The sequence below is a fragment of the Flavobacteriaceae bacterium GSB9 genome, assembly GCA_022749295.1.
Taxonomy (GTDB): Bacteria; Bacteroidota; Bacteroidia; order Flavobacteriales; family Flavobacteriaceae; genus Flavisericum.
On record CP062007.1, the window covers coordinates 1,991,323 to 2,004,263 of the forward strand.

Annotated in this window: 10 protein-coding genes; 3 read left to right on the forward strand and 7 right to left on the reverse strand. The window is 37.4% G+C overall.

The window, feature by feature from the left end:
• Window positions 1-14: 14 nt before the first annotated feature.
• The 3 genes from GSB9_01741 to GSB9_01743 form a co-directional block, all read right to left on the reverse strand.
• Complete coding sequence (locus GSB9_01741; GenBank protein UKM65179.1) at window positions 15-3,236, reverse strand: T9SS type B sorting domain-containing protein; 3,222 nt, start codon at window positions 3,234-3,236, stop codon at window positions 15-17.
• Window positions 3,237-3,307: 71 nt separating this feature from the next.
• Window positions 3,308-3,991, reverse strand: a complete 684-nt coding sequence (locus GSB9_01742; protein ID UKM65180.1) for an SDR family oxidoreductase — start codon at window positions 3,989-3,991, stop codon at window positions 3,308-3,310.
• Window positions 3,984-4,958, reverse strand: coding sequence for a M28 family peptidase (locus GSB9_01743; protein UKM65181.1), 975 nt, complete (start codon window positions 4,956-4,958; stop codon window positions 3,984-3,986). Before GSB9_01743 ends, GSB9_01742 begins: the two co-directional genes overlap by 8 nt.
• Window positions 4,959-5,100: 142 nt before the next feature.
• Between GSB9_01743 and GSB9_01744 the strand changes: the two genes are divergently transcribed.
• From GSB9_01744 to GSB9_01746, 3 genes are all read left to right on the forward strand, one after another.
• Entirely contained in the window at window positions 5,101-6,201 is a 1,101-nt protein-coding gene (locus GSB9_01744) for a DUF4242 domain-containing protein (protein ID UKM65182.1), read from the forward strand.
• 123 nt (window positions 6,202-6,324) lie between these two features.
• Window positions 6,325-6,696 carry a group 1 truncated hemoglobin gene (locus GSB9_01745; GenBank protein ID UKM65183.1) on the forward strand — a complete coding sequence of 124 codons (372 nt, stop codon included), beginning with the start codon at window positions 6,325-6,327 and terminating at the stop codon, window positions 6,694-6,696.
• A gap of 14 nt (window positions 6,697-6,710) precedes the next feature.
• On the forward strand, window positions 6,711-8,102 hold the full coding sequence (locus tag GSB9_01746; GenBank protein UKM65184.1) for an FAD-binding oxidoreductase: 1,392 nt from the start codon (window positions 6,711-6,713) through the stop codon (window positions 8,100-8,102).
• Between the two features lie 103 nt (window positions 8,103-8,205).
• On the opposite strand, the gene GSB9_01747 is transcribed toward GSB9_01746, so the two are convergent.
• The 4 genes from GSB9_01747 to porV all read right to left on the reverse strand — a co-directional run bounded on the left by GSB9_01747 (window position 8,206) and on the right by porV (window position 12,908).
• Window positions 8,206-9,843 (reverse strand): pyruvate dehydrogenase complex dihydrolipoamide acetyltransferase, encoded by a 1,638-nt coding sequence (locus tag GSB9_01747; GenBank protein UKM65185.1) that lies wholly within the window; start codon window positions 9,841-9,843, stop codon window positions 8,206-8,208.
• Between the two features lie 3 nt (window positions 9,844-9,846).
• Window positions 9,847-10,845, reverse strand: coding sequence for a pyruvate dehydrogenase (acetyl-transferring) E1 component subunit alpha (gene pdhA / locus GSB9_01748; GenBank protein UKM65186.1), 999 nt, complete (start codon window positions 10,843-10,845; stop codon window positions 9,847-9,849).
• A gap of 207 nt (window positions 10,846-11,052) precedes the next feature.
• A complete protein-coding gene (cdd, locus tag GSB9_01749) occupies window positions 11,053-11,535 on the reverse strand; it encodes a cytidine deaminase (protein ID UKM65187.1) in 483 nt (160 codons plus the stop codon).
• Window positions 11,536-11,666: 131 nt separating this feature from the next.
• The gene (gene porV / locus GSB9_01750; GenBank protein ID UKM65188.1) at window positions 11,667-12,908 is read right to left on the reverse strand and encodes a type IX secretion system outer membrane channel protein PorV; all 1,242 of its coding nucleotides are present in this window, start codon (window positions 12,906-12,908) and stop codon (window positions 11,667-11,669) included.
• Window positions 12,909-12,941: the final 33 nt, after the last annotated feature.

The window sequence follows — 12,941 nt, forward strand, 5'->3', positions numbered from 1 at the left end:
TGCTTTTATATTATCTAGCGCTTTAAACTAAAATGTCCATTGAACTTTTGACTCTCGTTGAGCTTTACCGTAAACCAATAATCTGTCGCACCCATATTTTGCCCTTTAAACGTTCCATCCCAACCTTTATTACGCGCTAAAACTTGCTTTAAAAGTTTACCATACCTATCATAAATAAATATTTCAGCATTGGGATAAGCAGAAACCCCTCGAATTTGCCAATAATCGTTTATGCCGTCTCCATTCGGGGTAAAGAATTTGGGGTAATCAATAACCACCACTTCTATGGAATCTTCCCCACATCCAAACTTATCGCGTGCATAAGCTGTGTAAATGCCTCCTGCAAGCCTAGTAAACAAATTACTATCTTGATAATCGACACCATTAATCGAATATTCAAAATCACCATCACCAGAGGCAAAAATTTCTATATAGTTATCGTCTGAAAGCTCCTTGTAATTGACCTTATCAATTGCTGGAAGAACGGAACGTATCAATTGAAATTCAAAATTATTTTCACAATATATTCCATTTTTGTTTTTCCCTACAGTCAATTTATAATGTCCCGCATCAACCAAATCTACTTCATTAGTATTTGAAAGCACTTGCCCATCTTCATATTGCCACGAATACGTATCAAATCCTAAGTCTATATTTGTATACAAATAAGGCTCTAGATTGCATAAAAAATAGGTTTCTTCAATACTAACCTTTGGTAATTTATTCACTACCAAATCGAAATTGGTTTCAGAATAGCATAAATTATTTTGTTGGTTTTCAACGCGAACATAAATAGTTTGAAACCATGCCTCTGTATTCTCGAACGACAAAAAAGTATCAGTCAATGAATTACCTGCCGAATCGAAATATAACACATTCAAACCAGTTTGGTTTCCTATAATTTCACTTTCAATTGCAGCGGTATTAAAAGTGCCATACCCACCGCCTTCATCACAGGCGTACAAATTTGATGGTTTATTTATTTTGGGCTGTGCTGCAGCAGTTAGGGTCAAAGGCGTTTCTGCATAACAAGATGTTAAAGGATTTGTTACTCTAACAGTAATAATTTCTTGGTTTGGTATTGAATTAGTAAACGGATTTGGCAACGGGCCACCTAACATATTTCCATTGGAATCATAGTAAGATACTATCATATTTGTTTGATTACCCAAAACCTCATCTTCAATGTTAGTTGTATCGAAATATTCTGAAATACCATCATTATTCTCGTCGCAACCAATCAGCTCGGTTAAAGTATTTGCTTCAGGCAAAGGGTTTACCTTTAATTTAAATATACTCTCGCTAAAGCAAGTTGTACTTATGTTTATTACGCGAACACGTATCACCTCTTCATTTACAATCTTATTTTCAACAGCATTTAAAGGTTCTTGTATTTTTTGGCCATTTTCATGGTAAAATTCAATATTGATTCCGGAGTTGTTTTCTAAAATACCATCCTTAACCTTTTGTAAATCGAAATAAGCATAGCCATTGGTCTGGCTATCACACAAAACTAAATCTTCAACCGAAATTAAATTTGGTAGCGGCCTTACCAATAAATCGAAGGTGGTTTCTGAATAGCAGCACGGATTGTCGTTATGGGCTACACGAACCGTTATCGTTTCTCTATCTTTAACCGTATTGGTAAACGGGTTTGGCAGATCATCATATTCATTACCTGACCCATCAACAAACTTGACCAACTTATTGGTTTGCCCACCTAAAATTTCCTGTTTAACTGCAGAAACATCAAAAGCGGATGAAAAACCAGTAGAAAAATCATCTTCACAAGCATAAATATCGTCTATACTATTGGCATTTGGTGGTTCTTTTACATCAAAAGTTTCTGTTAGTTCCTCAACTGAACCGTCATTTCCCGTAACCATTGCCGTGATGGTATAAGTCCCGTCTGCCGAAAAATCGTGAAATGGAGATAAATCTGTTGACGTATTATCAGCCCCCGATGCGGGGTCGCCAAAATCCCATATAACAGAAGCTACATCATCTTTCTTTTCTACACTGAATTCCTTTAAAAATTCTGAACAAATATTTGAAATGTTCATTTCGAAGTTGTTGGTCACATGATTTACGTTTCCTGTTACGTTGATGTAATAGCTAATGTCTCTTGATTCATAATATCCATGTGGAGTACATCCTGGTGTGTTAGATTTAATCCAAGAAACATCATTATCATACTCGGTACCAGCAATAAAAGCTGCTGAATACCCTGTGCTCCACAAATGGTTTACTTCAACAAGTAAGTATTCCACATCCTTAGGTACAACGATTGGTGAATCAAATTCTAAATTAAAAATTTTAGGATTAAGTCTATCACTGGAAGGTGGGAGTCTTAATTCTTGACTACTGCCTATTAAATCTGACTCTGAAAAAGAATTTGGAAAATTTGCATCTATTTTATAAATATTGAATTGGATCCTAACATCCCAATCTCCTACAGCAGAAAAGGCAACTTGCCCATTATTTATTACAAACTCTTCATTATTCGAGATTCCAAAATCATCCAAAACAAATCTTCTAGAAAAATTAATAGCCCCTCCTGAACATCCATATTGGTTTACCCAAATAGGCTGGTCGCAAACATTATGGGTTAAAGTTGTAGATGCTCCTAAGCTTTTATTATCATATGTCTCGCCTGTAACATTTATGAAAAAATTTGCATTGGGTACCGGATTATTAAGGTTTTCGGTCGTTACATAATTATAATACTTCCTACAACCCAAATACCACGATTCCGCATTATCCAGTTCAGTACCCGCAATAACTACCTCAGCGGAATTGGAGTTATAAGAATCGTCTCTTTTGTTTACCACTACCAATATTCTTTCAACTTCTGCTGGTACTACGATTGGATGATTGAAGTCTACTTGAAAAATTTGAGGAGCCCCACTTACAACAGGTAAAGTTGCTAATCCACCTCCACCCAAATAACGAGGCGTAGATTCAGGAAAATCTGAATCAATACTAAAAACTCCAAACCCAATGGATGCACCTCCGTATGCTTTACTTAGAGCAACTTGCCCTGATTTTACGATAAATTGTTCAGATGTAGATATACCAAATTCCGATAATTTAAACACACGTGCCCATGATTCGTCTCTTTCACAAGAAGGCATCCCTGTTTCAATAGGCGTATTACCCACATTATGAGTTAAGGTAATTTGAGCCGATAAACCAAAACTAAAAAACAGAAATAGTAACGCAAGAATATTCTTCATGAGACTAAAATAGAAAAAGCTCTCAAGTTATCCGCGCTTTTCGGTTTTTATACAGAAAATTACGACGAAATTTATGGCGTAGAATTAGAAACCTGTAACAACTTTCCGTTGTAATATTTTTGTCCCGTTAAAGAAAACCCAAATATATATTCTGCCATTTCCAAGGCGGTAGTGGGCGCTTTGTAACCCGGAAAGGCTTCTTCTAACATTTCTGTTTGCACTGCTCCCAATGCCAAAACATTAAACGAAATCCCCGATTCTTTATACTCCTCAGCCAGTAACTCGGTTAGCGTAATTACGGCCGCTTTACTGGAACTGTATGCAGCTAACCCCGGAAATTTCACGCTACCCTGTACGCCACCCATCGAACTAACTGTAACTACATGGCTGTCTTTGCTCATAAATGGCAATACCACTCGGGTGAGTTCGGCAACACCGTAAACATTGGTTTTGTAAACCGCTTCAAAATCCTGCATAGTGATTTCAGAAAAGGGCTTGTTGACCAGCATCCCTGCGTTGTTGATTAATACGTCAACTTGCTTCCAATTCTCATTCACAAAATCTTCAACCGCTTTATAGGCTTCAACTTCACTCAAATCAAAAGAAAAGCATGATACATTTTTTAGTTTTAAATCTCTAACTGGTTTTTCATTCCGCGAAAGCGCCAATACTTGATGTCCTGCCTTTGCAAAAAGTTTTACCAATTCAAACCCTATGCCTCTGCTTGTTCCTGTTATGATAATGTTATTACTCATTGTTCAATTGTATTTCTTGGGTTGGTGCATTTATCATACCCTCCAATGCCGGAATCATTTGATTTATAAAATCCTGCATATGTTTAAAATCCATTTTATCGACCTCATCATCTACGTGGTGATAATAGTCAAAATTTGTAAAATCGAAAGTTGAAATAGCTTGGGCCGGAATTTTAAATGCATTATAAAACGGATAATTGTCCGAGCGTTTAAACAAATTATACTGCTTGGCTTGAGGCAAAAACCCAACAATTTTATTTTGCGCATATTCGTTAAGTTTTTCAGCCATATTCGACATTTTAAACCCCGTGATATAAGCCATGGCTTCACCTGCTGCCCTTGGCACACCTACCATTTCGAAATTAATCATGGTATAGAGGTTTAGTCCATTATTTTTAAGTTTATCTGCCAAATGTTCTGATCCTTTTAACCCCATTTCTTCAGCATCATACAGGGTAAACAAAAGACTCCGTTTGTTATTTTTGGTTTTTGAGAAATATTTGGCCCACTCCAAAACAGCTACAGTTCCAGAAGCATCATCGTTAGCGCCATTGGCAATTTTATCGCCATCAACTTCTTTAGCGACACCAATATGGTCGTAATGGGCACCCAAAACAACAAACTCGTTTTTAAGTTCGGGGTCGCTACCCTCCAAATAACCCACTACATTATAACCATTAAGTTTTTTTACCTTAAAACTATCTCGGTAGGTTTTAAAATAGGGTTGTACGTTATGCTTTTGGAAAATATATTCTATAAATTTTGCTGCAGCCTCAATTCCAATAGTTCCTGTTTGTCTGCCTTTTAAGGCATCGGAAGCTAAATATTCCAAGGCCGATTTCATATCGGTTTCAGGCATTTTGGGAATGATAACTTCAGGTGTTTTACCAATCACGTTAGCCGTTTTCTTTTGTGAACCGCAGGCCAAGAGGAGCAAACAGCCTATTAAAACCAAAAATTTATTCATATTAAAAATTGTAAAAAATTAAAGATAAAAAACTTCGTTAAAGCGCAGTACATTAACAGCCTTAATTATACAAAAAAGTATTAGAAATCGTTCATCTTGCATAACCCATTAAAATTCACTAATTTGTTAGAAACTTAAAGCCATGCCAATTTATTTAGACCGTCATGAAATGCCAAATGGCGTTACAGCAGAACATGTTGCTGAAATGCACCAAGCCGATTTAAAAATTGAACATGAATTTAATTGTAGAGGCCTTACTTATTGGTGCGATGAAAAGCGTCAAACAGCTTTCTGTCTTATCGAAGCTCCAAATAAAAAAGCTATTAAAGAACTCCATGAAAATGCACATGGAGATGTCCCTTTGCGAATAATTGAAGTGGACGAAAATATTGTAGAATCCTTTTTGGGGAGAATTGAAGACCCCGAAAAATCTCAAAACACGGAACTAAATATTATAAACGACCCTGCTTTTAGGGTGCTTATGGCTGTTGAACTAAGCTATTACTTCAGTGAAATTGAAGACCTCCAATTCAATTTATTTGCCCAAAAGCTTCACAAAAATATAGCTGAAACAATAAAAAAATTTAACGGAAGGGTTGTAAAAAAAGACCATAACAATTACTTAATTTCATTTCATTCTGTTACAGATGCCGTTTTATGTGCATCAAATACTATGAATAGTTCTAATTTCTGTAAACCCGATTCTGGTGTTGTTCAACTTAACATTGGCTTAAGTTGTGGTGTTCCCGTAACTCAAAAAGAAAATATTTTTGAAGACACTATAGCATTAAGTACCAGAATGTGCAACTTTGTAAAAGAACCCCTCGTTATTTCTAATGATGTAAAACTTTTGTACGAAAGTGAAAATCAAAATGCATCAATTGACAATAAACTCGTTAAAACGCTTAAACCAAGCGAAGAAAAATTCTTAACACAGTTCGTTGATTTTTTAGAAACCACATGGGACAATCCTAACTTAAAAGTCAACGACTTTGGCAAGTCTTTAGGTTTAAGCAAATCTCAACTCTACAGAAAACTAACCAACCTCAGTGGAAAATCACCCAATAATTTTTTAAAAGAATATAGGTTACATAAAGCTTTAGATCTGTTTCGAAATCAAAAAGGAAATATATCAGAAATAGCTTTTGAAGCTGGTTTTAACAGTGCCGCTTATTTCTCAAAATGTTTTTTAAGCAAGTACGGCATTCTTCCTTCAACATATATTCAACAGCATTTAGCTTAAAAAACATATTATCTGCTCTGTTTCTTCCATGGTTCAAAATTCTACTTATTTGAATTAAATGTAGAGGTAGGTTTATTTCTTCTTTTATAATTTTAATGGCATAACACCAATCAAATTAGAATTATGAAAACACTATTTGAACGCCTTGGAGGTAATAGCGGTATATCTTCAATCGTCGAAGACACCGTTAACGAACACATGAAAAACCCACATGTTAATGCTCGGTTTTTACCATTTTTAGAACGGCCAGAACACTTATCTATTATTAAACAACATACCGTTGATTTTTTCGCGGCTGGTAGTGGCGGACCAAACCAATATACGGGCAAAGATATGGTAACAGCGCATACTGGAATGAACATTAGTCCAGAAGAATACATGCATGTCGTTGATGACATTTTTATAGCACTAGATAAAAACAATATTGATGAAGACTCAAAAAAAGAAGTGCTATCAATTTTATGGTCATTAAAAGACATGATCATCGGTAAATAAATCCAACTAAAATCATGAAAACATTAGTAGAAGACTTAAAACCAGAGTTGTTAGAGGCTTTAGCCTCAAAGCTAAGAGGCCAAATTATCAGTTCAAATGACAAAAACTATAACGCTACAAGAAAAGTCTACAATGGGATGATAGATAAACACCCTGGCTTATTCGTTATGTGTGTAGATGTTGCCGATGTTATTGCGGCTGTAAACTTTGGTAGAGAAAACAACCTGTTGATAGCCGTAAGGGGCGGCGGCCATAATGGCGGTGGTTTAGGTTTATGCGACGGAGGCTTAGTAATAGATTTATCTGGAATTAAGTTTGTACGTGTAGACACATCAGACAATACCGTTAGAGTGGGCGGTGGTAATCTTTGGGGCGAAGTTGACCATGCCACTCATGCGTTTGGTTTAGCGGTGCCCGCAGGAATTATTTCCACTACCGGAGTTGGTGGCTTAACACTAGGTGGTGGTGTTGGCCATTTATCACGAAAATTCGGTTTAACAATTGATAACCTGCTGGAAGCCGATATGGTTTTGGCGGATGGCTCATTTGTTACGGTTAATGCAAAACAAAACACCGATTTGTTTTGGGCTATTCGGGGTGGAGGCGGAAATTTTGGGATTGTAACATCGTTTAAATTTCAGGCACACCCTTTAAAAACGGTAATTGGCGGGCCAACCTTATGGCCAATTGAAAGAACCGAAGAAATCATGGAATGGTACCATGCATTTATTCACAATGCACCAGAGGAATTAAATGGTTTTATTGCTACAATGGTTATTCCTGGGCCTCCTTTTCCAGATTTTTTGCATGGCAACCAATACTGTGGCATTGTTTGGTGCTATACGGGCAGTCAGGATGATTTTGACGAACTCATAAAACCTGCATTAGATTTGGAACCTGTTTTTAGCCATGTTGGCGAAATGCCATATCCAGCCATTCAAACTTTATTTGATGGGCTAATGCCTCCTGGGCTACATTGGTACTGGAGAGCTGATTTTTTTAATGAACTTGGCCCAGAGATAAGGGCCGAACACTTAAATTTTGGATCAAAAATCCCTACACCACTTTCTCAAATGCACCTATATCCCATAACTGGTGCAGCAAGCCGTGTGGGGCCGGAAGAAACGCCATGGGCATATCGTGATGCTAAGTATGCCGGAGTTATTGTTGGAGTTTCACCCGACGCTTCAGACGATGCAAAGATTACTAATTGGTGTAAAAATTATTGGGAAGCACTCCATCCTTATTCCTCAGGAGGAGCCTATTCTAATTTTATGATGGAAGAGGGACAAGAACGCGTTCAAGCTAGCTATAAACATAACTACCAGCAATTAACAAAAATAAAAGCAAAATATGATCCTGATAATTTATTTAGGGTTAATCAAAACATAAAACCCAATAATTAAAAGGCATAAAAAAACCTGTTTCTCAAATTTGAAACAGGTTTTTGCTTTTTATAAATGCTTTGATACTGAAATTTAATTCAGACCGACACGTTTTCAATATAACTTACACTAACATGGTTACTGGGTTCTCAATGTATCCTTTTAAAGTTTGAAGGAATTGAGCTCCTGTAGCGCCATCAACCGTACGGTGATCACAAGCCAATGTTAATTTCATGGTATTACCAACTACAATCTCGCCATTTTTAACTACTGGTTTTTGCACAATAGCACCAACAGACAGAATCGCCGAATTAGGTTGATTGATAATAGATGTAAAGTAATCAATACCAAACATACCTAAGTTTGACACTGTAAACGTACTGCCGGACATCTCATCTGGAGTAAGTTTTTTGTTCTTGGCTTTAATGGCAAGCTCTTTGACACCTGCTCCAATTTGTGGAAGCGATTGCTCATTAGCAAAACGCACAACAGGCACTACCAAACCGTCAGGAACAGCGACTGCTACACCAATATGTACGTGGTTATTCAATCTCATTTTATCGTCAAACCATTGCGAATTAACTTGCGGATGTTCTTTTAACGCTAACGCACAAGCCTTAACTACGATATCGTTAAACGATATTTTTGTATCTGGAATGGAGTTAAACTGTGTTCTAAAAGCGATTGCATTATCCATATCGAACTCTACGGCCAAGTAATAATGTGGCGCAGAGAATTTAGATTTGGTTAACGATTTTGCAATAGCCTTACGCATTTGCGAGTTTGGCACATCGTCAAAATCTTCCTGTCCTAATGGCAAAAACTTACCTGCAGCAGCTGCGCCTGCAGCTGGTTCATAATTTTCGATATCGCGCTTAACTATACGTCCGTTTTCACCAGAACCTTGAACTTTAGTTAGGTTAATTCCTTTTTCTTCGGCCAATTTTTTAGCTAACGGCGACACAAAAACACGGCCGTTTTCGGTTACCGGTGTTGGCGCAGGTGCACTCGATTTTGGTTTTGAAGGTGCTGGTGCAGAAGCTTTAGGCGCTTCTTTTTTAGGCTCAGCCTTAGGAGCCTCTTCCTTTTTGGCCGGTGCCGCGGAAAAATTAGAAGCCACACCAGAAACATCGGTTCCTTCAGGGCCAATAATCGCTAATAGCTCATCTACTTTTGCAGATTCGCCTTCTTGTAAGCCAATTTCCAATAAAGTACCCGATTGGAATGATTCAAATTCCATAGTTGCTTTATCGGTTTCTATTTCTGCTAAAATATCACCTTCCTCAACTTTGTCTCCAACTTTTTTAAGCCATGTAGCAACCGTACCTTCTTCCATAGTATCACTTAAGCGTGGCATGGTAACTACAATTACACCCTCTGGCAAATCTGCAGACCCACCTGATGCTTCATTAGCTGCTTCCTCACTGGACGATGCATCTTCTTCAGTAGAATCATCTGATTCTTCATTATCTCCATCCTCTGAAGCACTACCCCCTCCATTCAGTAAATCTGATATATCTTCTCCTTCTTCACCAATAATAGCCAATAGTTCATCTACTTTTGTAGTTTCCCCTTCTTGTACACCAATGTGAAGCAAGGTTCCTTCATTGAAGGACTCGAACTCCATTGTTGCTTTATCGGTTTCAATTTCAGCTAAAATATCTCCTTCTTCAATCTTATCTCCTACTTTTTTTAACCAAGCCGCAACGGTACCTTCTTCCATGGTATCGCTTAAACGCGGCATATTTACTACTATTGCCATAGTTTATATTTTGTGTTGAATAAATGGATAATCTTCTTGCTCGTAAACCACATCGTACATTACGTTCTTTTCTGGGAATGGCGATTCTTCAGCAAATTTTTCACATTCTGAAACGCGTTCTTTCACTCGTTTGTCGATGGCTTTAATATCGTCTTCAGAAGCATATTTCTTTTCTAGAATTACATCTTTAACCTGAGTAATCGGGTCTATTTTCTTGTATTCCTCTACTTCATCTTTTGTTCTATAATGTTGAGCATCACTCATGGAGTGACCTCTATAACGGTAAGTTTTAAGCTCTAAAAATGTTGGCCCCCCACCATTACGTCCTCTTTGGATGGCTTCATCGAAAGCTTCGGCTACTTTTACTGGATTCATACCATCAACTGGAGCACAAGGCATATCGTACCCTAAACCTAATTTCCAGATTTCAGTATGGTTTGCTGTACGCTCAACAGAGGTACCCATAGCATAGCCATTGTTTTCACAAACAAATACTACAGGAAGATTCCACAGCATAGCCAAGTTAAAAGCTTCATGAAGCGAACCTTGACGTGCTGCACCATCACCGAAACAACATAAAGTCACCGCATCACTGCCGTGATACTTGTCGCCAAATGCAATGCCTGCACCCAATGGAATTTGGCCACCTACAATACCATGTCCTCCGTAAAAACGGTGTTCTTTAGAGAAGATGTGCATTGAGCCTCCCAATCCTTGCGAGGTACCGGTACCTTTTCCATACAATTCTGCCATAACACGTTTTGGATCCACACCCATACCAATAGGCTGTACGTGGTTACGATAGGCGGTTATCATTTTGTCTTTAGTCAAATCCATAGCGTGTAAAGCTCCTGCTAACACGGCTTCTTGACCATTGTACAAGTGAAGAAATCCTCTTACTTTTTGTTGAATATACACTGCAGCTAGTTTGTCTTCAAACTTTCTCCAGAATAACATGTCTTCATACCATTTGAGGTAAACCTCTTTTGTAATTTTTTGCATGGAATACTATATATAATATTAATAAGCGAAATACAAAAGTAACACTTTGTACTGTATTGGAAAAACCCAATTTAACTAAAGTAGAAAAAATACAAATAATTTACTTCTTTCTTTCATCTTTAAACATTTATTAATTATTTTGATTCTTTAGTGTTTTTATTTAAAATTCAATCGATTACATCAATCAATAAAAGAGCTTTATAGACTTTACAATACCGATTTATCAAACATAAAAGGTAATAGGTTTTTCAACGAGCTAGATTTCGCTACATGTCCTTTTTCACCCATAAAATATATTTCAATTGCTCTTTGCTGTTTAATTTCATACTCGGCTATAGCTTGTCTACAAGCACCGCAAGGCGGAATTGGACTTACTGTTGGCTGATTTAAAGACCCTGCACAAATGGCCATTGTTTTAATCTTGGCGTCAGGAAACTGAGAACCCGCATAATAAATAGCGGTGCGCTCTGCACATAAACCCGATGGGTATGATGCGTTCTCTTGGTTGTTGCCAGTTACAATTTCTTGATTATCTAAAAGAATAGCTGCCCCTACACTAAAATTTGAATATGGTGAATATGCCTTTTTTCTAGCTTCGATGGCCTTTTGCATTAAATCTAACACCTCAGGCGGTAATGTTTCAAGGCTTTCAAAAAGCTGCAATGTCGACTCTAATTTAATTTCTTTCATACATAATAGGTACACAGTAAAAATAACAAACTATTACAAACAAAAAAACTATTGCCGTGGCAATAGTTTTTTTTGTAATCTATATACGTAGAATGAGATGCTGAAAACAAGTTCAGCATAACATACAATTTCTAGTATTCGTAATACTCTCCAGCACCGATATTAAACGTTAAAGAAAAACGTAACGTTCCTTCTAACGGGCTTTGCACTTTTGACGCCGAGAACAAATACGATAAATCAATATTTACCACATTAGCCTTAAAGCCTGCGCCTAAGGCTAAAAATTTTCTTGCTCCTTTCTCTTCACTTTCATTAAAATAACCACCACGGAAAGCGAAGGAATCTTGATAGGTATATTCGGCACCTAAAGCCCAAGTAAACTCTTTTAATTCTTCACTGAATCCGCCTGGCGCATCACCAAAAGATTGGAATATTCCCGACAGGAAACTAACGTCTTGCGATTTACCTTCGTAAATAACATTATCTGTTTCACTAATCAAATCGTCTTCACCTTCTTCATAAGTTCCATTTCCGTTTAAATCATCAAAAACAACCTCTGTTCCTAATTTAGGAGGAGTAGGCACTAAAAGTTTGGCCACCTCAGCAGTAACCGATACTTTATTGTAGTCATCAAATATAAAATCGAATCCGCCTCCTAAGCGTAAATTTGTTGGCTGAAAGTTTTCTGCCCCACCTTCATCATATTTAAATTTAGGGCCAAGGTTTTGAACGGCAAAACCACCACGCCACCTTCCATTATAATCTGAATAGGCTTGCTCTTCACTTTGATAATACCCTGAAATATCTACACCAAAAGTATTGGCTGCCGAGGCATCACCATCAATACCATTCAATCTTAAATCTGAACGCAAATAGCGCATAGCAACGGACATGGCAAATTGATCTGACAAACGCAAAGCATACGAGGCGTCAATTGTTAATTCATTGGGCCGTTGGATTAGAGCCTCAGAGAATTCATCCTCAACAAATTCTATATCGCCCAACGAAAAATATTTCAAACTAGCTGCAAAGGCACTACGTTCATCCAAGCGATTAAAGTATGTTAGATTTCCTAAAAAAATATCGTTTACCAATTTGCTCAAATATGGCGTGTAACTTACACCGACACCAGATTTTGTTTCTGAAAACGCATATTTAGAGGAGTTCCACTGTTGCGAAAAAGCATCTACACTGGTGGCCACCCCCATATCGCCCATTGAGGCTGCGCGCGCATCTGAAGCAATTAACACAAAAGGCACACCCGTTGTTATAACCCTCGAATCGTTATCGTTAGGGATAATTACAGTGGTTTCTTGGGCATTGATTTTTATAACAATGGCTAATGCTAATAATAGCAATATTCGATTCTTCATGAATTAATTTTTAGTTAGCAAATATAAATCTTT